The organism is Aquimarina longa SW024, from assembly GCF_001401755.1.
GTDB classification, from domain to species: Bacteria; Bacteroidota; Bacteroidia; order Flavobacteriales; family Flavobacteriaceae; genus Aquimarina; species Aquimarina longa.
The window spans coordinates 295,287-321,085 of the sequence record NZ_KQ474099.1 but is presented as its reverse complement, the minus strand read 5'-3'; the positions used below and the strand labels follow the sequence as shown (position 1 = coordinate 321,085).

Genomic DNA, 25,799 nt, shown 5'->3' with positions numbered 1-25,799 from the left:
AAAAAGCGTTTCTTTATCAGAAACGCTTTAGTATAATTAACGTATGCCGGGTACTATTAAACCGTCATAATTTCTTTTTCTTTTATAGTAAGCATTTCATCAATTTTTTTGATATATGCATTTGTTAATTCTTGAATATCTACCTCAGTATTTTTTGCTAAATCTTCTGACAATCCGTCTTTTTCTAATTTTTTAATCTCGCTATTTGCATTTTTACGATCGTTACGTACACCTACTTTAGAGTCTTCTGCTTCAGATTTAGCTTGTTTTGCAAGATCTCTACGACGTTCTTCTGTAAGTGGAGGGACGCTGATGATAACGCTTTCTCCGTTGTTCATAGGATTGAAACCTAGATTTGCGATCTGAATACCTTTTTCAATCTCAGGAATTAGAGATTTTTCAAAAGGCTGGATAGTAATGGTTCTTGCATCAGGAGTACTTACATTGCCCACTTGATTTAATGGAGTAGGGGATCCATAATAACTAACCATTACACCTCCTAGCATTGCTGGAGATGCTTTACCTGCTCTAATATTTAATAATTTTTTTTCTAAATGAGCAATTGCAGCTTGCATTGACTCTTTTGTCGAATCGATAATAAAATTTACTTCCTCGTTCATTATTTTAATTCTTTTTCTTTTGACTAATCAAAAAATAAGCCAATATGATTAAAGGTTTACTTGAGTACCAATGGCTTCACCAGAAACTACTTTCAGTAGGTTTCCGGATTTATTCATATCAAAAACAACTATTGGTAATTCATTTTCTTGACTTAATGTAAATGCGGTTGTATCCATTACTTTTAATCCTTTACGTAATACATCATCAAATGATATGAAATCAAATTTTGTAGCATCTGCATTTTTTTCTGGATCAGAAGTATAGATTCCATCTACTCTAGTACCTTTTAATATAACATCAGCATTGATTTCTATAGCTCTAAGTACCGCTGCAGAATCTGTAGTGAAATAAGGATTTCCTGTACCTCCTCCAAAAATTACAACTCTTCCTTTTTCAAGATGGCGTATTGCTCTTCGACGTATAAAAGGTTCTGCAACTTCGTTTATTTTTACCGCAGATTGTAATCGAGTTGGTATTTCAGCATCTTCTAAGGCACTTTGTAGCGCTAATCCATTAATCACTGTAGCGAGCATTCCCATATGGTCAGCCTGTACTCGATCCATCCCTTTGCTAGCTCCGGCAACACCTCTAAAAATATTACCTCCTCCAATTACAATGGCTATTTCTACATCTTTTTCAGCAATTTGCTTAATCTCATGTGCGTACTCTGCTAATCTTTTAGGGTCAATTCCATATTGACGATCACCCATTAAAGCTTCGCCTGATAGTTTAAGTAATATTCTTTTATATTTCATTGTGAGATTTAACTGTGGTGCAAATATAATGATATTCTTAATTTAAGAAATACTTTAGATTATAAAGCTTGTTTTTTTGAGTTAGATACCGAAATTTTTAGATTTTGGTAAAAAAAAGGGTTGTTTTCCCCTGATGGAACTATTGATTGGTGTTGAATTATGTTATAAGTTTGTCCCAAGGAAAACAAGAAAAATATGGGAGAAGAAGTATTTTTAAAATAGAACTCGTGTGTTTTTTAATATATAAAAACTTTAAGTATTTATATAAACTGATTGGGGAGTCGGTTTATATTATGGGGTAAGCTCTTAAATGAATTTATAATATTTATAAAACATGGTGGGGATATAGAGAAAATATTTTAAAATGAAGGTGAATATAAAAGACTACTCTCTTAGAGAGTAGTCTTTTTTTTGATTTATTGTTGTAGTGTAGGTTATTGCATCTCGAATGCTAGTGTGATATACCTATGAGTTTTACGAGTTCTTTATTTTTTAGATTCCAGGATTTTTAACTTAGATTGTAGTTTGAGAAACTTTTTATTTACTGATTTTAACTCTTCTATTTCTTTTTGTTGTTGAATAGTGTAGAGTGTTAATTCTTCTATTTTTTAAAGTAATTTAGGATCCATTTCTCTAAGGTAAATTCCACTTTCTTTTACCTCTTCGGTATTAAGAATATCTTTTAAATGCCTCTTATCTTTAATATGGTTCTCTACTTCTCGAAGAGTTGGCAAGTTGTAATTGTCATTAAAAACAAAGTCAGACTAAACACTTGGGGCTAGTTTTATTTCTTTTGATTTTATTAATCCATCAAATGTAAATTGATTTTTTTTTAATTGACTTTAATTTTTTCATTTCAATGGAATTGCAGTCCATGATCGGCTGTTCTGCTAGATCCTCCAGTAGTCTTTAGATGTGTTATCGGGTTTAGTTCCTTTAAATTTTAAAACATTTCTTAAATTTAATGATCTGTCTTTATCTAAATACATTGCTGTTTGTGTTTTAGATAAGATTAATAAAAGTGATTATTTTGTATAGTAAGACTAACAATTAATTACTAAGAGTGAGGTAAGTGGCCGTTAGGTATATTATTAGGGATATTGTGCCATGGAAACCTAAGGTTCCTATAAAATGTATAATGATTCTATGGGTGTTGTATGTCTGATAGCTATTTTTCCAATTGAAAAAAGATTCTCAACTTTTAAACCAGTAAAGGTTTTTTCATTATTTGAATTCCAAAAATGTATCAACCTATTGTTTTCATCATAAAATATTTGAGTAAATGAGCCATCGTCATAATTACTGTTATAAGGGTTTATAGTAAGGTATGAATTAGTATGACTTAAGACTCCATTAATTGGTGATTGAGCATTGGTTGTATTAAAGCATATCAGTAAAGTAATTAATGATGTTATTCTTTTCATTGTTATGGTTAACTGATTTATATAATGAAATGTTTAAATGTTACCTATAAAAAGTTTTTATTGCTATAGTTTTTTATATATCTCTATTTTATATGAACTAAAAAGAACCATCTAAATATATTTAAATGGTTCTTTGTTTTATTTAACACATACTGAAGTGTGCTAAAAATATATTTTATTGTCCTAAAGAAACTCTTTCGAAGTTAAGAATAGCAACGTCGCCAAGTGACTTTACGTATTCGGCAACACTTTTCTTCTCGTCTTTGATAAAGTTTTGGTCAAGAAGACATTGTTCTTGATCTAGAGTTGTATTATCAGAAATAAATCGCTCTAACTTTCCAGGAAGAATTTTGTCCCAGATTTTTTCAGGCTTCCCTTCAGCTTTAAGTTCTGCTTTTAGGTTTTCTTCTGTCTGCGCAAGTATTTCTTCAGATAACTGAGATCTAGAGATGAATTGAGGGATATTTTTTAATGTTTTCCCTAATCTTTCTAGTTCTATGTTTTCTTTTTCGATTGCAGCAATTCTTGCTTGTGTTTCTGAAGCAACAAATTCTGCATCAAAATCTTTATAAGAAAGTGTGGTTGCTCCCATAGAAGCTACTTGCATAGAGATATCTTTTGCAAGAGTTTCTGCATTGTCTATAGGGGTTGATAATCCAGTTAGAGCGCCAATTTTATTTCCATGAATATAAGATCCAACAAAAGGAGCTTCTAGTACTTTAAAATCACCAATCTCTATTTTTTCTCCAATAACACCGGTTTGTTCAGTAAGTTTTTCCTGAACAGTCATACCATTAAAATCAGCTGTTAATAAATCTTCTTTAGAAGAAACGTTAATTGCTATTTCAGCTAATTCTTTTGCTAAAGAAACGAAAGAATCATTTTTTCCAACAAAGTCAGTTTCACAATTAAGAGAAACAATTATCCCTTTGTTTTTGGCGTTATTAACTTTTGCAATAACAGCACCTTCAGAAGATTCTCTGTCTGCTCTTTTATCAGCTATTTTTTGTCCTTTTTCTCTAAGGATTTTGATTGCTTTGTCAAAGTCTCCTTCGGCTTCAACAAGTGCTTTTTTGCAGTCCATCATTCCGGCACCTGTAGCCTTACGCAATTTACTTACTTCGGCTGCTGTAATCTTTGCCATATCTTTAAATATTTAATGTGTAAATGTATATTGTTTTTATAAAAAATAAGTCGCTTAGTTAGTACTGCAAAAGTAAAGAACCAAACGACTTGTCAATTTTATATTAAAGTTAAGTTTTCTCTTAATTGATCAATACTTAACTTCGAATTTTAAAAGATTGTGATTATCAATCAGTTTATTCTTCTTCTTGCTTTGCAGCCTCTGTTACTACTGGAGCTTCTGCTTTGGCTTCTGTCTTCGCAGCAAGAGCTTCTGTTTTTGCGGGAGCCTCTTTTTTAGGAGCCTCTTTTGTGGCTTTTCTTTCGTTTAGCCCTTCTATAACAGCGTCACTAACATAGGTCATTACTTTGTCAATAGATTTAGAAGCATCATCATTTGCAGGAATTACATACTGTACCTGACGTGGGTCAGAGTTTGTATCAACCATTGCAAAAATAGGAATGTTTAATTTCTGAGCTTCTTTTACTGCGATGTGCTCGCGAGTGATATCTACAACAAATAATGCTCCAGGTAGACGAGTCATATCAGAGATAGAACCTAAATTCTTTTCTAATTTAGCTCTTAAACGGTCTACTTGTAAACGTTCTTTCTTAGATAATGTGTTAAAAGTACCATCTTTCTTCATTCTATCAATTGCAGCCATTTTCTTTACAGCTTTACGAATAGTAACAAAGTTAGTTAACATACCACCAGGCCATCTTTCTGTGATGTATGGTTGATTAGCTTTAGCTGCTTTTTCGGCAACGATTTCTTTGGCTTGTTTTTTTGTAGCTACAAAAAGGATTTTTCTTCCTGATGCTGCGATTTTCTTTAAAGCTTCACTAGCTTCATCAATTTTTGCAGCAGTTTTATATAAGTTAATGATGTGAATACCATTACGCTCCATATAGATGTACGGAGCCATATTTGGATCCCATCTTCTTGTTAGGTGACCAAAGTGTACACCTGCATCAAGTAATTCTTTTACTTCGATATTGTTTGCCATTTTTGTAATAGTTTACGTTCTGTTGGATTTATAGCAATGCTCAAGTGGCTACTTTATGTATGACCTTGGGCATTTAGATGCTAAACTAACCCCTCTAAAAACTGAGGTAACAACAAATACTGTTTTAATAAATTAACGTTTAGAGAACTGGAATTTCTTACGAGCTTTCTTCTGACCGAATTTCTTACGCTCTACCATTCTTGGATCTCTGGTTAACAAACCTTCTGGTTTAAGGATTGTTCTGTTTTCTTCGTCTAATTCGCATACCGCTCTTGATATTGCTAAACGAACAGCTTCTGCTTGACCAGTAATTCCTCCACCATAAACATTTACATTTACATCGTATTTATCCTCATTACTTGTTAAAGTTAAAGGTTGGTTTACTTTGTACTGTAAAGTAGCAGTTGGGAAATAGTCAGCAAGATCTTTTTTGTTAACCGTAATTTTTCCAGAACCATCTTTAAGATAGATTCTAGCTACAGCCGTTTTTCTACGACCAATTTTGTGAATAACTTCCATTACTTAAATTCGTTTAAGTTAACAGTTTTAGGTTGCTGAGCTTCTTGATTATGTTCTGCTCCTGCATATACCTTTAAATTACGGAATAAAGCTGCTCCTAATTTGTTTTTAGGTAACATTCCTTTTACCGATTTTTCGATTAAACGCTCTGGATTTTTGTCATACAATTCCTGAGCAGTAAGACTTCTTTGCCCTCCAGGATAGCCTGTGTGACGGATATATGATTTATCAGTCCACTTTTTTCCTGTTAAGTTGATTTTTTCAGCATTGGTAATGATAACATTATCTCCGCAATCAACGTGTGGGGTAAAGTTAGGTTTACGCTTTCCTCTAAGTAGTATCGCAACTACAGAAGAAAGACGTCCTAAAGTCTGTCCTTCAGCATCTACATGCAACCATTCTTTTGTAACGGTAGCCTTATTAGCAGATACTGTTTTGTAACTTAATGTGTCCACACTAATTATTTTTTACTAATTAAACATTCCTTTTCCTATATAAAATAGGGGTGCAAATGTACAATTATATATTTATATAGCAAACAGGTAATTGATATTATTTTTAAAGTATGACTCATTGGTTTTCAGATATGTTAAAGTTTATGAGAAACATACTTGCCTATTTATATGATGCCTCTCTTAGAATTACGAACAAATTGTAGGATTAAGACATTTTTTTTACTAATAATGAAAGTAAAGTTGATTAATGAGCATAACCACTATTTTAATTTATTTAATAATATTAATGTATAGTTTATGTGATTTTAAAAAAAAATACAGTGTTAACTGCCTGCTAATATTGTTTTTTTTGTTAATTTTTTACTAAAAAACATATAATATGTGACAAACTGTAATAATTTCTATCATTTTAGGTGTATCAATCATTCAACATACATATTATGAGATATTATACCGGTTTTTTGGTATTTTTTCTGTTTCCTATTGTGATTATAGCGCAAGATTCTATTAGTGTGCTAAAAAAAAGAATTTATAATACAAAACTTTTTGATAAGGATAATGTACCTATTATCGATGGAGTGATTAATGAGCCTAGTTGGGACGTGGTGGAATGGAGTGGGAGTTTTATTGAAAGTCAACCTGATGAGAATACTCCACCAAGTCAAAAAACTAAATTTAAGATCGGATATGATCAAAAAAACTTATATGTAGCTTATCGATGCTATGATACAGAGCCTGATAAGATTGAAAATAGATTGTCAAGGAGAGATGGTTTTGCCGGAGATCGAATTACAATGATTTTAGATACATATCATGATAAAAGAACAGGATTTTCTTTTACAATTACTGCAGCAGGTGTTAAGGGAGACGAGTTTGTTTCACAAAATGGAGGCAACTGGGATAGTAGTTGGAATCCGATATGGTATGCGGCAAGTGCTATTGATGATGAAGGGTGGACAGCAGAAATTAAAATACCACTTAGTCAATTGAAATTTGGGAAAAGAGAGGAGCAAATATGGGGACTTCAGATGAGTAGAATGTTTTTTCGTAAAGACGAACGGTCTGTATGGCAGCGTATACCTAGAGATGCGTCTGGATTTATTAGTGAGTTTGGAGAATTACACGGATTGATTAATATCGAACCACAAAAACAATTAGAAATTCAACCATTTTTGGTAACACAATTAGATACATACTCAGAGGAAAAAGGAAACCCTTTTAGAAAAGGAGATGATTTTAAACTTAATGGAGGGGTAGATGCAAAAATAGGTGTTACTAATGATTTAACGTTGGATTTAACGGTTAACCCTGATTTTGGACAGGTGGAAGCGGATCCTGCGACGATAGTATTAGATGGTTTTCAAGTTTTTTTTAGAGAACAGAGACCGTTTTTTGTAGAAAACAAAAATATATTTGATTATAGATTTGCTAATGGACAGGATAATATTTTTTATTCCCGAAGAATAGGTAGAGCTCCACAAGGGACAATTTCTGAGTTAGATGATGAATTTATTAATAAACCATCTAATACGACTATCCTAGGAGCGGCAAAATTTAGTGGAAAAACTAAAAATGGATGGTCTATTGGAGTTTTAGAAAGTGTTACCTCTAGAGAAATAGCAGAAATAGAGGATAAGTTAGGTAATAGGAGAGAGGCTATTGTGGAGCCTATGACGAATTATTTTGTGAGTAGAATTCAGAAAGATTTTAATAAACGCAATTCATTTATTGGAGGAATCTTTACGGTTACGAATAGAAATTTAGGCGATGTGTTTGCCATAGATGAAGATGATCCTAATACAGATGAAACTTCAGAAATAAAAGGAACAAGGGAAAATAATCTAAATCTTCTTAGAAAATCAGCATATACGGGAGGATTAGATTTTAGGCATAATTGGAATGATAGGAAGTATTTTGTGGAAGGAAATATTATCGCTAGTCATGTAGAGGGGTCTAAAGAAGCAATTAAAGAAACACAAGAAGGACTTACTCATTTGTTTCAGAGAGTAGATGCTAGTCATGTAAGTTTAGATGTTAATCGAACTTCATTAACCGGAACAGGAGGGAAATTGATGGGTGGAAAGTCTGGAGGAGGAAATTGGAGATACAATACCGGAGTTTTTTGGCGTTCGCCAGAATTAGAGTTAAATGATGTAGGTTTTTTACGTCAGGCAGATGAGATTAGACAATTTGCTAATGTGCGATATCTTTTTCTAAAACCTACTAATTTATACAGAAGAGCTAATATTCAGTTTAATCAGTTTTCAACTTTTGATTTTGATGGTAATTATAATCGAATTCAATATCGATTAAAGGGATATATAAATTATAAAAATAATTGGTGGACAGAAATAGGTTTAGGGCATAAGCCTCGCATTTTTATAAATACATTTTTGAGAGGAGGACCAAGATGGCGATTTTCTGATGAAAATTTCACTTTCTTGTTTTTTGGTTCAGATAAAAGGAAGAAATTTAATTTTACTGTTGGATATGATGGTTCTAGGGCCCAGCAGAACAATTTTTCTTTTAATAGATATGTACTACGATTGCAATATCAGCCATTTAATGCTTTTAGTGTGTCCTTAAATCCAGAGTTTGAAGAAAACCCAAATAGAACACAATATGTTACAGAAAAAGATTTTAATGGTACTGCTAGGTATATAACGGCTAAAATAGATCAACAGACTTTAAGCGCCAGTGTACGGTTAAACTACAGTGTTAATCCTAATCTGACGATTGAATATTATGGGCAACCTTTTATCTCCAGAGGGAGGTATACAGACTTTAATTATGTAAATAATGCTATTGCTAAAAATCTTGATGAACGAGTAACATTGTACGAACAGGATCAAATTTCTTTTGTGGATGATGAGTATGCGGTTGATGAGAATAGGGATGGTGTAACAGATTATACATTTGATGATCCTGATTTTGCTTTTGTTCAGTTTCGATCTAATTTGGTATTACGATGGGAATATATCCCTGGTTCTGAAATATTTTTAGTTTGGTCACAAGGGATTACTGGAGATGGGGCCCCATCAGATCGTTTGTTTAGAAGTTTGAATAATCAAATTCTGAATAGGCATCCAGAAAATACTTTTCTGATTAAGGCAACCTATAGGTTTGTATTATAAAGTTTCTGAAAAAGTTTTTACACAATACATAATTTTAAACGTATTTTGCGAGAATATAGAGTATCGTAATATGAAGTGTTTTTATATAATAGCTATAGCAATTTTTGTAGTAGCATGTCAGACATCAAAACCTAAAGAAAAGGTAAGCATAGTTAAAGAAGAGGCTAAAGTGTCAAAGAAAGATTCTTTGTCGTTTTTTTTAGAGCATTATGATAAGTTTTTTACTACTAATTTTAATATTTCAGAATGCCCAGGAGCGGCTATTGTAATTGTAAAAGATTCTACTGTTGTGTATAAAAAAGGTTTTGGAGTAAAAGAAATCCATACACGGGATTCTATTGATGTACATACTGTTTTTAGGATTGCTAGTTTGTCTAAAGGGGTGACAGCAGTTCTTGCAGGAAACCTGATAGATCATGATGAGTTGCAATGGGAGCAAAAAATTAAAAAGGCATTAAAAAAATTTGATTTAAAAAATAGAGAGCAAGCAGATAGACTTACGGTACGACACTTATTATCTCATACGACAGGACTTTATAAGTATACATACACAAATTTGATACATAAGGGACTGTCTTTAGAATATATTATTAGCAATTTTAAACAAAAAGGAGTTGTTGCCAGAGAAGGAACGGATTATGAGTATCAAAATGCAATGTTTTCGGTGGTAGAGAAAATTATGGAGAAGCGTACAGAACAACCTTTTGAAACCCTTCTTAAAGAAAGAGTGTTTGATCCAGCAGGAATGGAGAGTGCATCTAGTACTTTTTCTGCAATAAAAAATAATACTAATGTAGCATTACCGCACTCATATAATCATTATTCAAAGAAATATAGATTAGATAAACTCCACAAAAACTATTATAATGTAGCAGCAGCAGGAGGAGTTAATGCATCTATTTCTGATATGGGAGAGTATTTAAAGGTATTACTAGGGTATCGTCCTGATATTATTTCTAAAAATAGTCTTAAGGATATTTTTAATCCTGTTGTTTGTACGAGCACTAAAGATACCTATGTTAACCTATGGGATGGTGTTACTGATTCATACTATGCTATGGGGTGGCGAGTTTTGGATTATCGAGGTAGAAGAGTTGTGTATCATGGAGGTAATGTTAATCAGTATAAGACACAGTTATTAATTGATCCTGATAATGGTATCGGGATCTGTGTATTGTTTAATAGTCCTAATTCATTTAATGGTCCTGTAATTCCAACTTTTTTAAATTATTATGATTTTTATATGGATGCATTTAAAAACAACTAATGAGCTTAGTTGTTTAAATCCCTCATGAGCTTGCTCCAAGGTTGTTGATTACTGTGTAAACTAAAAAGTATCTTATTGTTATTACGTAAATTATTATATCCTGTTACATTAAAAGAGAATGAAAATGTAAGATTATTCGTTTCGTGGTTAAAATTGTAATTAGTTGCTCTGTTAGAAGTATTTGATAAGTAGCTTGAGAATGTAAAATATTTATGGTTGTCAGAAACAATAGCATAATTATTGATGTTAATTGAAAAATTAAAGCTTCGTGTAGATTTTTCAGGATTGTTAACTGTTAAATTAATACCTGCTGTAGTATGTTGGACACTACCGAAAATAATTACTTTATGCCGGTTTAATGCGCTTCTAGCCAATTATTACCTAATCCCATATCAACGTCTAATGGTACTTCTAGGATATATGCATTTTCCATTTCGGTCTTTATTAAAGTCTTAATGGTTTCTAATTCAGGTTTATAAACATCAAATACCAATTCATCATGTACTTGAAGTAGCATTTTTGTTTTGTAATTCCCTTCTTTTAGTTTTTTATGAATGTTAATCATTGCGATTTTGATAATATCAGCAGCGCTCCCTTGGATAGGAGCATTAACTGCATTTCGTTCTGCAGCACCTCTTACAATGGCATTAGCAGAATTAATATTTTTAAGGTATCTACGTCTTCCTAAAACTGTTTGGACATATCCATTATCTCTAGCAAAATCAACTTGCTCGCTCATATAATTACGTAGCTTAGGGTAGGTTTTGTAGTAGGTGTCTATTAATTCTTTAGCTTCACTACGAGAAAGGTTTGTCTGATTGCTTAACCCAAAGGCAGAAACACCATAGATGATTCCAAAATTTACCGTTTTTGCATTGCTACGCTGTTCTCTGGTAACTTCTTCTAGAGAAACATTAAATACCTTTGCTGCAGTAGAAGCATGAATATCTTCTCCATTTTTAAAAGCTTCGATCATAGTCTCTTCTTTACTTAGTGCTGCAATAATTCGTAATTCTATCTGCGAATAATCTGCTGCAAGTAATGTATATTCGTTACTTCTAGGAATAAATGCTTTTCTTACCTGTCGACCTCTTTCTGTACGAATAGGGATATTCTGTAAATTAGGATTGTTAGAACTTAATCGACCAGTAGCTGCCACAGTTTGCATATAATCAGTATGTACATGACCAGATGTTTCATTAACTTGTGTTGGTAGTGCATCGATATAGGTGCTTTTTAGTTTTGATAAACCACGAAATTCTAGTATGTTTTGAATGATCTCATGATCTTTGGCTAAATAAGATAATACATCTTCTGCTGTTGAATATTGACCAGTCTTTGTTTTTTTTGGTTTGTCTACCAGTTTCATTTTTTCAAATAAAATAACCCCTAGTTGTTTTGGGGAGGCAATATTGAACTCTTCACCTGCTTCGGTATATATTTTGTTTTCTAATATTTTGATATCATTGTCAAGTTCTTTAGAAAGAGATTGTAAGAATTCTTTATCCAAATTAATACCTTCAATTTCCATATCTGCTAGAACTCTGAGTAATGGAGTTTCGATATCTTCAAATAGAGAAACTGTTTTAGCTTCTACGAGTTCAGGAGCGAAATGTTCTCTTAGTTGAAAGGTAATATCTGCATCTTCTACAGCATATTCGGTTTGCTTATCAAGAGGTACTTGTCTAAAAGATAATTGATTTTTTCCTTTTTTTCCAATTAATTCTGTAATCGATACAGGAGTATAGTTAAGATATGTTTCTGCAAGCACATCCATATTGTGCCTCATATCAGGATTGATAAGATAGTGCGCTAGCATGGTATCAAATAATGCTCCTTTTACTTCTATATTGTATTTTGCTAATACTTTGATGTCATATTTTAAATTTTGACCAATTTTTGTAATGTGTTCATTTTCAAAGAAAGGTCGTAGTTGCTCTATTAGCTCTTGTGCCTCGTTACGATCTTCGGGGAAAGGTGTGTAGAACCCTTTTCCGGCTTCCCAAGAGAACGCAATTCCTACTAATTCGGCAGTAAGAGGGTTAAGTCCGGTGGTTTCGGTATCAAAACATACATTTTTTTGTTTTAGTACGTTTTGCAAAAATAATTTCATAGCCATTCCTGGAGCGATACTTTGGTAGAAGTGCTCGGTATTAACTATTGTTTTCTTACTAGAAAAATTAGTTGTTTCGGATGTATTTTCATTTCCTTCAAATAATGAAAACTGTCCTGCTCCTGCCTGTGGTGTTTTCTTTTTTTGGGATGAACTATTTTGGGTATTAGGTGTTTCTTCATTAGAAAAAATCTTAACAAATTGATCTGTAAGTCTTCTGAATTCTAACTCTTCAAAAATTTCATGTACTTTTTTTGTGTCAGGTTCTGTAAGTTCGTAGTTCTCTGCATTAAAGTTTACGTCACAATCTATAATGATAGTAGCCAATTTTTTAGAAAGAAGACCTAATTCTGCATTTGCCTCTACTTTTTCTTTCATTTTACCTTTCAGTTTATCGGTATTTGCTAATAATCCTTCCATGGAGCCATATTCTGCAATGAATTTTTTAGCTGTTTTATCACCAACTCCTGGGAGTCCAGGGATGTTATCTACAGCATCTCCCATCATCCCTAGATAATCAATGACTTGCTCAGGTCTTTCTACTTCGAATCTTTTTTGCACTTCGGGTATTCCCCAGATTTCGATACCATTCCCCATTCTGGCAGGGCGATACATAAAAATATTTTCAGACACCAGTTGTGCATAATCCTTATCTGGTGTTACCATATAGGTTTGATATCCTTCTTTTTCAGCTTGTTTTGCAATAGTTCCTATTAAATCATCAGCTTCTACACCCGCAAGTTCTATGATTGGGATATGCATAGCTTTTAAGATTTCTTGTATTATAGGCACTGCAATTTTAATTGCCTCTGGGGTTTCGTCGCGATTGGCTTTGTATTCTGGGAAAATTTCTAGTCTATCTTTACTTCCTTGTTTATCAAAAGCAACAGCCAGGTGATCGGGTTTTTCTCTTTTTATGACATCAAATAAAGAGTTTACAAAACCTAGTATAGCAGAGGTGTCTTGACCTTTAGAATTTATTCTTGGATTTTTGATAAGTGCGTAATATCCTCGAAAAATTAGAGCGAAAGCATCCAGAAGGAAGAGACGTTTTTGTGACATAATAGGAATTGATTTTTTTAGAAATGCAATATAAAAAGAAGATTAATTAAATAGGCTTTAAAAATTATAATAAATATGATAAGTTCAATAAAAATAAAAAAAGAAATGCCGTCAAAAACTGACGGCATTTCGCCCCAAAATAAAATTGATAACAATGTATCAACTGCTATAAATACGGTAGTAATTTTTTATATATAGTGTTTGATTTTTTTAATTAATATTAACCCTTCAAAAGGAAATACAAAACGAAGTTACAAATAAAAATTAGACTTCTAAAAGAAAATGTTAAGATTTATAGCGATTATACCTTTGATTTTGCCTGTTTTAAAGGCTAAAATTTATTTATCGTTAATATTTACTTAAAAAATGATTATGAATTAAAAAGGAGGTATAGTTTTGTTTAGGTAATTAAATTTGAAAATATATTATGCGTTGGATAATTCCTATAATTTTGTATCTAATTATTGAAGTTTATGCCTATCAAGCAATTAGGACTGTTACTAAAAATCAATGGATACAAATAGGGTATTTTGTAGTATCATTATGCATTTTAGGATATGCAATTTATGTTTTTGCAAATTATGATCGTAGTGTTGGCCCTACAAAGTATACCTTACGAGCGAGTGCAATGCTATTACTTACTTTAGTGCCAAAACTAGTTATGATATTATTTTTGTTTGGAGAAGATATTATTAGGTGTTGCATAGTCGGATATAATTATCTGACAGGAATCTTTTCTAAAGAAACTGAAACCCGATCTATGCCTGATCGTAGAAAGTTTATAAGTCAGTTAGCACTTGGGATTGCGGCTATACCATTTGCAGGTTTATTACATGGTATTTTTAGAGGTAAATATAATTTTAAAGTCATACAACATGTATTATACTTTGAGAATCTCCCCAAAGTATTTGATAATTTTCGAATTACTCAGATTTCTGATATTCATTCAGGGAGTTTTGATGATGTATCAAAAATAGAATATGCAGTAGATTTAATTAATGAACAAGAGACAGATATACTACTTTTTACAGGAGATATCGTAAATACTGTGGCAGAGGAAATGAATGACTGGATAGATACTTTTAAACGAATTAGGACTCCTAAGTACGGAAAGTATTCTGTTTTAGGGAATCATGATTATGGGGAGTATGTTACTTGGGATAGTGATGAAGAAAAAGAAGCAAATTTTGAAGCCATAAAAAATATCCATACTAAAATTGATTTTAATCTGTTACTTAATGATAGTGCGTTTATAGAAAAGGAGGGAGAGCGTATTGCGATAATAGGAGTTGAGAATTGGGGACATAATTTTAAAAAAGCAGGAGATTTAGCAAAAGCTTCTGAAAAAGTAGATAAAGAAGATTTTAAGATTTTATTGAGTCATGACCCTTCTCATTGGGAGCATGAGGTAAAGAAGCATTCTAATCATTATCATCTCACATTAAGTGGTCATACACATGGGTTTCAATTTGGGATCGAAATTCCAGGGGTTTTTCAATGGAGTCCTGTACAATATGTGTATAAACAGTGGGCAGGTATCTATGATGAAATGGGACGCTATCTTAATGTAAACAGAGGATTTGGATTTCATGCTTTTCCAGGAAGAGTAGGGATATGGCCAGAAATTACGGTAATCGAATTGAGGAAAGGTGTTAAACCTTCTTAATTCGTAGAAAGTGTTATATTTACAATTGTATAATGGTCAATTATAAACGACCTAAACATAAAAGTTTTTGAACATGTCAAAGTTTGGAGATATCATAAGTATTGAAGTACCTGTTTTGCTGGATTTTTTCACAGAATGGAATGAGCCTTCTCTTGCAATGCATCCTGTATTAAGAGATGTGGCAGCAGCACTTGGAGATAAAGGAAAAGTTGTGAAGATTGATGTAGATAAAAATGAAGAATTAGCTACAGCTTTACGAATTAAAGGACTCCCTACGTTAATGATTTATAAAGAAGGAGAAATGGTATGGAGGCAAAGTGGAGAACAAGATGCTAATACATTAATTGGTCTTATGAAAGAGTTTGTTTAAAACTTAATCGCTTCAAAAGTGAATCCTTTTTTAGTAAAAAAATCTAAAACTTCGGGTAAGACTACTGAGAGATTTTTAGAGGCTTTTTTGCTATCGTGAAAAACGATAATACTACCTTGTTGCGCGTTTTTAATTACATTCTGTAGGCACTTCTCAGGAGATATACTGTGTATCCAATCTTTTGATAATACATCCCAAAGTATAATTTTATATCCTAACTTTTGTAATGCCTTGAATTTACTCTTGCTAATTTGACCATAAGGAGGTCTGAATATTTGTTGTATATTAGGATTAGAAGGAGTAGTATGTTCTAGCATTAAATTTTGGCAATCTATAACATTTTTTAAATATACCTCTAGGCTGTTTTTCCATGCCTTGATATGGTTTTTTGTGTGGTTTCCTATAGTATGCCCGTCTGATAAAATTTTATGAAAAATAGCAGGATGCTTTTTGATATTATCACCGATACAAAAAAATGTGGCTTTAGCATTGTATTGATCTAGTTTTTCTAAAATAAATTCAGTAACCTCAGGTATTGGGCCATCATCAAAGGTTAAGTACAGTTTCTTTTCATTTTTAACATAAAAGTCCCAGATATATGTAGAGAACACTCTCTTAACAGCTATAGGTGTTTTATTAGGAATAATTTTAGGCATATATAAAGATAAAAAAAAAGTGAGTCTGGTAGAGGACTCACTTTTGATCATTAATTAGGAATGCTATCTAAGGAATCTAATGGTTCTTCTTTGCCTCCTAACTCCTTAATTAAATCATCTTCTTGTTTGCGTATAGCTTCATCATCATTATACTGTTCCTCTTCAGAATACAATCGAGTAAATAGTTTTAGGTATCTATTAAACTCATCCGCTTTTTCTTCTACCATTTCTCGGTCTTTGTTAATTAATAATAGATCAACTACACTACGATAGCGCTCTACATTAGTTACAATTTCCTCAGCATAGTTATATTGATCCTTCAGTTCTAGGCTGCCAAAATACGTAAGTTGCTCTTGATATTTTTTAGCAAGTTTTGTCCAAAGATCTCGTGCTTTTTGTTTTTCTCCTACTTTATAGTATCCATTAATATATGGCTCTACTAATGTGTAATACTCATAATACTCGATTGGCATTTTAGTCATTGCTAGGTCCAAAATCTCTATGGCTTTATCTTTTTTATCTTCTTTAATTAAAGCTTCGACAAGTCTTGCTAGATTACTTCGATATGTAATTGCATTTTTTCTAGTTTCAGGATCGTGATATATATTCGGATCCTCACTGTTGCCCCAATCCCAACTAGTTACATTCTTGTACATTAGATTGGTATTAATTCTTCCCATTTCAAAAGGATTACGTGGGTTAACTTTTGTTCTGATAGGAACTAATTTAAAGGTAACTCCATCTAATTGTAAATAATCTTTCATCCATAAAAAGTCATCATCACCATAGCTTCCACCTGTAAAATAGATAGGTCTTTCCCAATTGTTATTAGCAATAATATCTAGCATCAAAAGTCGATTTTTGAATAACAATTCTCCTTTTAGATGAATATCGATATAAGGAACAATAAGATCAGCATCTTCTGGAGCAACAATACCATTTCTAAGTACTACTTCTTTATCTACAGGTATTCTAATGTGTTTAGATGGAAATGTGTTTACTTTTTTGCCACTTTGTAAATCTCCTTTAGTTTTTGGATTGTCATTTTCGATCCAATCCATCCATGTTTTGATAGGCACAGTATCTTTTGTAATTTGCTTGAAGTAGATAGCGTCATTGTTTCCAAATCTATAGAAGTCATGGGTTAATTGTGATGGAATTGGTTTTCCTTCGTATGCCGCGCGTTTCATCTGGTCGATATACCAATCTGTAGCAAAAAGGCTAGTGTTTACCGTTCGAACGTCAGTACGATAGCCTTCTATCTCTTGTGCATACCATAATGCAAAGGTGTCATTATCACCTATGGTAAATAGTATAGCATCTTTTTGACAAGATTGCAGATACATTTTTGCCATGGATTGTGCTGTATATCGATTTGATCGGTCATGATCATCCCAGTTCTGAGATGCTAATAAAACAGGTACTGCTAATAAACAGGCAGTTGTAATAACGGGAGCAAGTATTTTTGGCTTTAAATATCCCTTAAGTAAATCAAACAATGCATATACCCCGAACCCTATCCAGATAGCAAATACATAAAAAGAACCTACTAATGCATAATCTCGTTCTCTTGGCTCAAAAGGTCTCTCATTTAGGTAAATTTTTAATGCTAAGCCTGTAAATAAGAAAAAGATGAAGAGTACCCAGAATTTTTTCTTATCTCGTTGTAACATAAATACAAAACCAATTAATCCCAATAATAATGGTAAAAAATAGTACGTATTACGTGCTTTGTTTTTGAGAACATCACTAGGTAAGTTGTCTTGAGATCCAAGGCGCATTTCATCAATAAATTTAATGCCACTAATCCAGTTTCCTTGTAGATTTGTAAGCTTACCTTGGTTGTCATCTTGTCGCCCAACAAAGTTCCACATAAAATAACGCCAATACATATATCCCATTTGGTAATCAAATAAGTATACTACATTATCCAGAAATGAAGGTTTTTTTACATTAATATAAGCGCCAAACGATTGTAGGAATTTGTTATAATCATCATTATCTAATTTCCCATTTGCATAGTCTCTTCTAAATTGGGTAACGGCATCAAGTAATTCTTCTTCGCTTTGATATTCAGGTTTTATAGTAAATTTAATTGGACCTGTATATTCCATATAGTTTGCAATATGTTCTGTACTCCACATTCTTGGTAAAAAAGCTTTATGTGTATTATCAAGATTTTGTTTTGCATTTTTCCAATCATTAACTATAATGTATTTTCCTGATTTAAGATCTTTTTCATATTTAGGTTTGCCGTCTTCATAAGGCTCTCTTTCATCGAGACCAGCATAGATTTCTGTAAATTGAGGTCCATAAAAAAGATGAGTTTCTGGGTATTGCTCTAAGTTATAATATGCTAAAAGCTCTCTGGCATTATTAGGATTATTTTCGTTAATTACAGTCCCAGCATTAGCTCTGATTGGTAGCATAACCCAACTAGAAAACCCTATAAGGATAAATAATACACAAAGTAATAATGTGTTTAAGTGAATACGGTTAATTATTATATCATTTTTACTGGACCAAAGGTATAATCCTGCTATACATGATATAATTCCTATTGCCGAACTAAAGCTGATAGAAACAAGTATTATTATAATTATTATAGGAGCAATGTAAAGAATGATTTTTGCTAACTTAATAAAGGTATCTTTTCGAGTATACTTTATACCAAAATAAAAAGCAGCAGCTATTATTAGCCCTGCGATTACAGTTCCTGAGTTAAAGGGGAGACCTATGGTATTAACAAAAAACACTTCAGAAATTCCAAAGAATTTTAATGTCGATGGTAATAGGAGTTTAAATATGAAAAGTAAAATTAAGACAACTACAATATTAGCAATAATGAAGTTTTTTACTGTAATTTCTTTGTAATTTTTAAAATAATACAATAAGCCTATTGCTGGAATAGATAATAACCCCATGAAGTGAACACCAAAAGACAGTCCTACAATAAAAGAAATTAAAATAAGCCATTTATTACCTCTTGGAGTATGCATGTCTCTTTCCCAAAGTAGTCCTAGATAAAAAAGAACAGATAAAATACATGTAGCCATTGCATACACTTCGGCCTCGACAGCATTAAACCAGAAACTATCTGTAAATGTAAATGCTAGGGAACCAACTAATCCACTCCCTAAAATTGCTATTGCTGTTCCTGTTGTTAGTTCTTCATTTTTTGTAACCACTTTTTTGACAAGTATGGTAATAGACCAAAACATAAAAAGAATGGTAAACGCACTAGCAAACGCAGAGGTCATATTAACCATTAATGCAATTTGGGTTGGATCTGATGCAAAAGCAGAGGCAAAAGCTCCTATCATTTGAAACAGCGGTGCTCCAGGCGGATGACCAACTTGTAGTTTTGAAGAAGTAGCAATGTATTCTCCTGCATCCCAAAAACTGGCTGTAGGTTCTACTGTCATTGCATAAACGCATAATGCAATAATAAAAACACTCCATCCTAATATTTTATTCCACTTAGTGAAGTTGAATGTGCTCATAAGATTAATTCAGTTATATAACGTGTGGCGAATTTAGTAATAAAAATACTTTAACTTTCATTTTTTTAGGAAACGCTTAACAGAAGTTTATATTTTAATTGAAAAAGGAATACCTTTCTGGAATAAAAATATTTTATTTTTTTAAAAAAATATTTGGAGAATCAAAAGAAAGTTTTAAATTTGCACCCGCAATGATGTATTGGTCTATGGTGTAACTGGCAACACGTCTGTTTTTGGTACAGAAGAGTCTAGGTTCGAGCCCTAGTAGACCAACATAAAACCCCTGAATGTCTAGACATTCAGGGGTTCGCTTTTTAAAAAGCGATATTTGTTACTTTTTCTGAATGAAGATGGTTGTTGACAAATGAAAAAAATCATGGAATGTTAATTTAAAACGATCAAAAAAAGTAATAACATTTTGATGGTTTTCAAACTTTTCATTCATTTTTGTGTTTATTTTTCTACTCCATCAAAAAGAGAATTTGAAAATTCTCTTTTTAGTACTCAAAAAATAGTACTATAGCTTTTGTTTACTGCCAATTAAGTTCGAGTGGGTCATGTATACCTCTTGCAATATCTAATTCACGACAACCTGTTTCATAAGTAATCTGTTTGGAATACTCTCCTAACGTTACATTTACTTGGGTATTAGGTTGTAGATCTTTAAGACTTTTTATAGAGGAACGAGCACCTACGTTTTGTAGAGGTTGAGTTCCATCTGTAGCGGTATATCGAACGCTAACGGGTGAGGGGATAGAGTTGTTAAAATTAATTTTTGACATAATACTATATTGAAATAACCTACTCTGTTTAATATCAGGCTTTTCGGTTTCCGCCTTTGTGTTGTAAAAAAAATAGTAGTTGTTTATTAGAGTTTCTTACTTTTTATGAATTCTACTGCCTTTAAATTTATTATTCCGAACAATTAATATATGGATCCCAGTTATAAGTAGTCGGGACATTATTTATTGTAAAACTGAAAGAATATACTTCAGTTCCAGTTGTGACAAGTTTACCCATATAGCTTCCATCACTTTGTTTTGAAGGTAGATTTTCTCCGAATAGATTCGTCTCCCCTCTAAACACAAAAGCTGTTAATTGTACTGTGTCTGTACCATTCTTACTTTTGCCTACCCAGCGAAGTGTATTCCCAACATTAGCATTAACTGTTATTTCATTACTTCCTTGATTAGGATCTCCATTGTTGTCGGTAGCAGTAAGATATTTGTTAGCCCAACTTTGTTTTGAACTGATTAGCTTTTTTGTGTCCACAATAAAAGTTACGGTTATTGGATATTGAGTGTTAATCGACTTATAAATCGACTTATTGTCAAAAGCTTGATTTCCTTGTGCTGTCTTTATGTTTTGAATTCCCTTGAATAAGGTGTCTCTATTCATTAGGTTCCCTGTCCAAACTTTTGTGATGGCTTCAGTGAACTGGAGAGCGTTGTATTTATAATTCTGTCCTTTTTGAATATTATTTAAACAATCCGCCCAAGGTTGAAAATCAGTAATTGGGTTGTAGTTGTTTATGGTATTACATTGTTGTAATAAGTCCGTCAGAGAGATATTTTGAGTGACAATAGAACTAATACTTTGATACGTTGTATTCATAATGTTAATTTTAGGTTTGTTATTAATTATATGTTACTAATATTTATGTTATTGCTTTAATGATCCAATCTTGATTGAGTGCAGGGTTCCAAGTTTCTCCAATACTGTTGTAAAATCGAGGTAATTCTTTGAAAATTTCACCAGGAGTAATCGTGCTAAGAGATTGTAAACCCCGGGCTAGAATGGTTACATTCTCGCGATTTCGTGTTTCAAGGTTGTAGGTTGTTGCTACCTTTATCAGAATATTCTGAATAAGGACATTATTTGCATTCGCTTTAGCTATAGTTTTATTTACAGCTTTTTGTTTGCTTACTAAAAGATTAATCTGTTGCTGATCAATTATTTCATTGTTTAAATTATAAGCAGTTAGTGTAATCGTCATATTTTGCGTAGGAGTAATTGTTAAGTTACCTGATGGAGAGGTGATTTCACTTTTTGAGCTATCTAATATGTTAATCTTTTCATCTTTTAGGTAGGTTATTACTAATCGATTTTTATCTGAAGCTTTCCATTTGATCAAAATAGAATTTCCATATTCAGTCACCGGAGTGTTGGTGGTAAAAAGAAGAGGTTTCTCACCGATTTCAGAAGGGAGTTTGTCTTTTGGTATTTTTCCAGAAATATTAGCTGGGTTTAAATTGGTAATGGTTGCTCCATTACCATTGAAAGCTACTGCGTTTATGGTACCATTTACATCAAGAGGAGCTGATGGTGAAGCAGTACCTATCCCCATAAAACCATTAGGTGTTACAGTAAGTACAGTGTTACCAGCTGAATTAATAAGTTCGATCAGTGGGTAGACAATTTTAAAGTTCCCAGAAACCGTTTGCTCTGGGAGAGGGGAAAGCGAGAGTGTTGTATCATTCGGAGGGATAGCTGTTACTCGAAAAACCTGGCTATTACCTTCTATTTCAATAAAATCATTCTTCGTAAGTTCAGTAGTAAGTTTGGTTCCTGTGCAAGTTATTTGAGAAGAATCTTTGGTTAAAGAAATAGTTCCTGTACAGCTAGTTCCTGCTTTACCTGCGATTGTAAAACGACTATTTAGTGTGTTAATTCCCAATCCTAGATTTTGATTGGAGTCAACATGTATGTTATCACTACTAAAATTAAGAGTGCTATCGATAAATGCTGTAAAATTAGCTTGTGTGGCAATATGACCAGTACTAAATGTGCTGATGAGAGATTGTCGGTTTTTAGTGCTCATATCAATATATTATCCAATTAAAAATGTTTCTCCTACTTTTACCTGCCCTATAGGTTCGAGTAGGTTTATAGAATTACTAATTGCAGCTGATCCTGGTAAAAAATCTGGACCACTTAAAGCAGTAACTTTTATATAAAAGCCTGTATTCTCTCCTCGAGATAGACTGTTTATAGGTATTTTGAGTGAATACAATCTTCCAGTCCCTTTAATAGTATGTATTGGGGGTGTTACGATCTTTTTATTTGTTTGTTTGCCTAAAATATTCACTTTATATCCCGTGGCTCCAACTACTTCTTGGAATGATCCATCGAGGTCTTGTTGATTTACACTTTTCTGTAATACTAAATTTAAAGGAGTTCCAAGCTGACTGATAAGAATTGTAGCTGGTGGACTGGAGAAATATGGTAATGCAAGATTTGGATTAGCAATTACAGAAAGAAGATAACTACTTTCTATAGGGCTATCAAGAGAAAAAGAGGTTTTGAGTGTAGCGGTAGCCGAAACATTGATGTATTTAGAAAATGAAGAATTAGTGTTTTTCCCTATAATTTGTACAAAATAGTTGTCTGCGTGAGATACTCCACTCCAGCTTATTGATACTGTTGGTTTAGAGTTTTTAATGGCATAAGATTTTTGAAGATTCAGAGGTTTTTTTAGTGGACCAAAACTTATTCCCGTTCCACCACCTTTGCCACCACTACTATGATGATGACTGCTACAAGCTCCTCCAATAGCTCCGATAGCACCAGATATAGCTCCCAAGGCAGCTTCTGCTCCCTCTCCTAGTGCAGCTAACCCAGCACTTCCTAGTTTATTAATTAGTTCTTCCGCAGCCTTTTTAAGAAATTTACAAACTCCTTTTGCAGCAGCCTTTTCCAAGGCTTTTTTTCCAATAAATATAGCGGTGAATTTTGCTAAAGCAGCTTTGTTTTGCCACAATTGATCAAGTATTGATTCCGAATTTGTTTCAATATTGTTTACTACAGCACTAGCGATATTGTTAAAATTAAATTCTTTAGGAGTGGTAAAAGCTAATACTAAAGTAGGTAAGTTGACAGCACAAACTTCTTTACTTAAAGCTGATATTTTATATAACCCTCTCAATACAATATAGAAACAAGCATTCCCTGAATGAACCCCTTGTCCAGATGAGCCGGTAATCGTACCATTGTAGTTATCTGGTAATTTTGTAGTTAGTTGTGGGCTGATGAAAAAAATAGAACGAACCTGAACTCCATTTGAGATGATATCCTTTACCAAAGCTTCACATCCCCTAGATTTGGAAATTTCTTTTAATCTCTTTAGCCATTTAATAGCAATATCAGCTTCTTTAATTTGGGACCAATTATCAATTTTAAAACCATTTTGTTTATTATAACTAAAACTTAGTGATGGATTGTTAAAAGGACCTAATTTACCTGTGTAAGTAAGGGTAGCACTTAGCATCGTTGTTGGCTTACTTTGCCCCTGAGGTATTCCACGAGTAATTGTAAGTTTAGACGTGCCAAATTGCTTACCTAATAATTCAAAACCGCATTGTAAGCCGAAACTCTTATTTTCATAGCTTATAACCGAAAATAATGGGCCGTTTTGGAAGTTGGTACCGGTGAGTTTTAAAAAAATGAAATCTATAGCAGTTTTGAACGTACCTTTAATGGTAACTCCTTTGCCATGCACTATATTAATCACAACATCTATAGTAGGTAGGTGTTGCCCACCTAAAAATAATTTTACGGAACTTGCTATATTGAGTCCTTTGTTCACCTGAGAAAGTGATGGTAAAAAAGGATGATTAATTCTATTCGCTATATAGGTTTGTTGATCAGAATTACTGTAATAAACGGATGAATTTGTAAAAGTCATATCAATAAAATCAGTAGGCCATTGGATGGTGTTACCAAAAAAGTGGTTGAAAACTTTACTTACAGTAATTGTATCTAACTCCTTAACTCTAATAATGACAACCTTTCCATTAACAAAGAATACTCCAGCATCCAATTCAGTACCTCCAAACAAAAGTTTAGCTGTTGTAACCACTTCAGCATTATTCGAGTGCTCTCCCTGTTCAGTTTTACAGTATAAACCAAGCTTAGTAAGATTTAGCCCAGTTGATATACCAAAAGGTTTAGGCCAAGTAATAGTCGATTTACCAATAAATTCGCTGTATTCCTTTTTTTTAGTTGTTGTCTTACCTTTTATGAAAAAGGCTATAGTGATACTCTCAAACCTAATAGTCGGAAAACTGGGAGGTAGGCTAAACTGATAATGATTGCCTAATACCTCTTGTATTAGCTTTGTTAATGTAAATGCAGGGCCAGAATAATTGGCACTTATCAATGTACCACTACTCTGTAAAAGACCTTTGCCCTGAAAGGGCAGACTTCCTAATTGGAAGTCTGCTTGCAATTCAGCATACGTATTCATCTTAATAAAGTATTTATCGGTATTCGATTTAAATTAAATATAGAAGTTGAAGTAACTTGATTTTAAAACTAAGCAGCATCAACTGTAAAATTAAATTCTAAACCAGTACCTAAAGCATTGGTAAATGTAACAGAGGTAGATCCTGAAGCAGTTCCGGTTGGGATAGTTGCCTTTACACTAGTATCTGAGACGACTTCAACTTTTTCCAAAGCAACACCTCCTATTTTTCCTGCTGTCACACCTGTCATATTAGTACCGGTAAAGGTGATCTCGGCTCCTGCCTTTCCACTATTTGGACCAGTAATCGTTGGTGTTCCTACAATTGCGCCTTCTTTTGTGAGAATTATAGAAAATGATTTAAATCCTACCTGAGTACCTGGGATGTTTAATCCTCCTGTAATACTTACTTTAAATCCAAGACGTAATAAGCTAGTTGCAAAATTGATCTCAAAAGTGTTGATCTCTACGTTAGTATCAGTTATTAATGGAAATGAGGTTGGTATTTGAGAACCGAAAGTAGTATTAAACCAAGTGACAATTTCGGTAATCGTAAAACTTACAGTGTTTCCCTCTGGAAGTTTAAAAGTTGTCTTTTTTAACTCTTCCATAGTTTTTGGAACAGTTTTGGAATCGATAGTAATATCTTTACTTCCGATCTGAAGTGTTATGCCCAGTGCTGCATTAGTTGCCATAATTATTTTTGTTGTTTTTATCCCTACTCTATTCAAGGATTTTCAGGTTCCTCCTTTTAAAAAGAAAATTTAAGAGTCTCTACTTAATCAAATATTTTGCTTTTGATTATAAGATAAGTGTCTGATGATACTGGGGTATTTTCTAGATAGGGATTACTTATTTTAATAAAACAGATAGTGTTACCTAA

At 32.8% G+C, this 25,799-nt stretch carries 20 protein-coding genes and 1 tRNA gene; 5 read left to right on the top strand and 16 right to left on the bottom strand.

The annotated features are described in order from the left end of the window. Positions 1-56 precede the first annotated feature (56 nt). From frr to rplM, 8 genes are all read right to left on the bottom strand, one after another. Complete coding sequence (frr, locus tag N456_RS10440; RefSeq protein ID WP_062056622.1) at positions 57-620, bottom strand: ribosome recycling factor; 564 nt, start codon at positions 618-620, stop codon at positions 57-59. A gap of 48 nt (positions 621-668) precedes the next feature. Beyond that, positions 669-1,376 carry a UMP kinase gene (gene pyrH, locus N456_RS10435; RefSeq protein WP_062056620.1) on the bottom strand — a complete coding sequence of 236 codons (708 nt, stop codon included), beginning with the start codon at positions 1,374-1,376 and terminating at the stop codon, positions 669-671. A gap of 608 nt (positions 1,377-1,984) precedes the next feature. Continuing rightward, on the bottom strand, positions 1,985-2,110 hold the full coding sequence (locus N456_RS25150; RefSeq protein WP_262482828.1) for a hypothetical protein: 126 nt from the start codon (positions 2,108-2,110) through the stop codon (positions 1,985-1,987). A 390-nt stretch (positions 2,111-2,500) separates the two neighbouring features. Beyond that, on the bottom strand, positions 2,501-2,800 hold the full coding sequence (locus N456_RS10430) for a hypothetical protein (RefSeq protein ID WP_062056618.1): 300 nt from the start codon (positions 2,798-2,800) through the stop codon (positions 2,501-2,503). A gap of 175 nt (positions 2,801-2,975) precedes the next feature. Beyond that, entirely contained in the window at positions 2,976-3,944 is a 969-nt protein-coding gene (gene tsf, locus N456_RS10425; RefSeq protein WP_062056616.1) for a translation elongation factor Ts, read from the bottom strand. A 175-nt stretch (positions 3,945-4,119) separates the two neighbouring features. Then, positions 4,120-4,929, bottom strand: coding sequence for a 30S ribosomal protein S2 (rpsB, locus tag N456_RS10420; protein ID WP_062056614.1), 810 nt, complete (start codon positions 4,927-4,929; stop codon positions 4,120-4,122). A 132-nt stretch (positions 4,930-5,061) separates the two neighbouring features. Further along, positions 5,062-5,448 (bottom strand): 30S ribosomal protein S9, encoded by a 387-nt coding sequence (gene rpsI / locus N456_RS10415; RefSeq protein ID WP_062056612.1) that lies wholly within the window; start codon positions 5,446-5,448, stop codon positions 5,062-5,064. After that, a complete protein-coding gene (rplM, locus tag N456_RS10410; RefSeq protein ID WP_062056610.1) occupies positions 5,448-5,903 on the bottom strand; it encodes a 50S ribosomal protein L13 in 456 nt (151 codons plus the stop codon). Before rplM ends, rpsI begins: the two co-directional genes overlap by 1 nt. 440 nt (positions 5,904-6,343) lie before the next feature. On the opposite strand from rplM, the gene N456_RS10405 reads away from it, so the two are divergent. Both N456_RS10405 and N456_RS10400 read left to right on the top strand, forming a co-directional pair. After that, the gene (locus N456_RS10405) at positions 6,344-9,037 is read left to right on the top strand and encodes a DUF5916 domain-containing protein (protein WP_062056608.1); all 2,694 of its coding nucleotides are present in this window, start codon (positions 6,344-6,346) and stop codon (positions 9,035-9,037) included. 70 nt (positions 9,038-9,107) lie between these two features. Further along, positions 9,108-10,304 carry a serine hydrolase domain-containing protein gene (locus N456_RS10400; RefSeq protein ID WP_062056606.1) on the top strand — a complete coding sequence of 399 codons (1,197 nt, stop codon included), beginning with the start codon at positions 9,108-9,110 and terminating at the stop codon, positions 10,302-10,304. 355 nt (positions 10,305-10,659) lie between these two features. On the opposite strand, the gene polA is transcribed toward N456_RS10400, so the two are convergent. Next, complete coding sequence (polA, locus tag N456_RS10395) at positions 10,660-13,482, bottom strand: DNA polymerase I (RefSeq protein WP_148639286.1); 2,823 nt, start codon at positions 13,480-13,482, stop codon at positions 10,660-10,662. Positions 13,483-13,906: 424 nt separating this feature from the next. Here polA and N456_RS10390 point away from each other — a divergent pair, with 424 nt between their 5' ends. Then, the gene (locus N456_RS10390; protein ID WP_062056602.1) at positions 13,907-15,145 is read left to right on the top strand and encodes a metallophosphoesterase; all 1,239 of its coding nucleotides are present in this window, start codon (positions 13,907-13,909) and stop codon (positions 15,143-15,145) included. 73 nt (positions 15,146-15,218) lie between these two features. Further along, complete coding sequence (locus N456_RS10385) at positions 15,219-15,515, top strand: thioredoxin family protein (RefSeq protein WP_062056600.1); 297 nt, start codon at positions 15,219-15,221, stop codon at positions 15,513-15,515. Here N456_RS10385 and N456_RS10380 read toward each other — a convergent pair. Beyond that, a complete protein-coding gene (locus N456_RS10380; protein WP_062057467.1) occupies positions 15,512-16,171 on the bottom strand; it encodes a polysaccharide deacetylase family protein in 660 nt (219 codons plus the stop codon). The two genes, N456_RS10385 and N456_RS10380, sit on opposite strands and share 4 nt — an antisense overlap. Before the next feature lie 50 nt (positions 16,172-16,221). Continuing rightward, complete coding sequence (locus N456_RS10375; protein ID WP_062056598.1) at positions 16,222-19,674, bottom strand: glycosyltransferase family 117 protein; 3,453 nt, start codon at positions 19,672-19,674, stop codon at positions 16,222-16,224. A gap of 200 nt (positions 19,675-19,874) precedes the next feature. Between N456_RS10375 and N456_RS10370 the strand changes: the two genes are divergently transcribed. Beyond that, positions 19,875-19,947 (top strand) — tRNA-Gln (locus N456_RS10370). A gap of 257 nt (positions 19,948-20,204) precedes the next feature. Here the strand turns inward: N456_RS10370 and N456_RS10365 are convergent. The 5 genes from N456_RS10365 to N456_RS10345 all read right to left on the bottom strand — a co-directional run bounded on the left by N456_RS10365 (position 20,205) and on the right by N456_RS10345 (position 25,611). Further along, positions 20,205-20,456 (bottom strand): hypothetical protein, encoded by a 252-nt coding sequence (locus tag N456_RS10365; protein WP_062056596.1) that lies wholly within the window; start codon positions 20,454-20,456, stop codon positions 20,205-20,207. A gap of 130 nt (positions 20,457-20,586) precedes the next feature. Further along, on the bottom strand, positions 20,587-21,288 hold the full coding sequence (locus tag N456_RS10360) for an AidA/PixA family protein (RefSeq protein ID WP_062056594.1): 702 nt from the start codon (positions 21,286-21,288) through the stop codon (positions 20,587-20,589). A gap of 43 nt (positions 21,289-21,331) precedes the next feature. Then, positions 21,332-22,495 carry a hypothetical protein gene (locus tag N456_RS10355; protein WP_062056592.1) on the bottom strand — a complete coding sequence of 388 codons (1,164 nt, stop codon included), beginning with the start codon at positions 22,493-22,495 and terminating at the stop codon, positions 21,332-21,334. Positions 22,496-22,504: 9 nt separating this feature from the next. Next, the gene (locus N456_RS10350; RefSeq protein ID WP_062056590.1) at positions 22,505-24,919 is read right to left on the bottom strand and encodes a hypothetical protein; all 2,415 of its coding nucleotides are present in this window, start codon (positions 24,917-24,919) and stop codon (positions 22,505-22,507) included. Between the two features lie 68 nt (positions 24,920-24,987). Continuing rightward, positions 24,988-25,611 (bottom strand): hypothetical protein, encoded by a 624-nt coding sequence (locus tag N456_RS10345; protein ID WP_148639285.1) that lies wholly within the window; start codon positions 25,609-25,611, stop codon positions 24,988-24,990. Between the last annotated feature and the right edge of the window lie 188 nt (positions 25,612-25,799).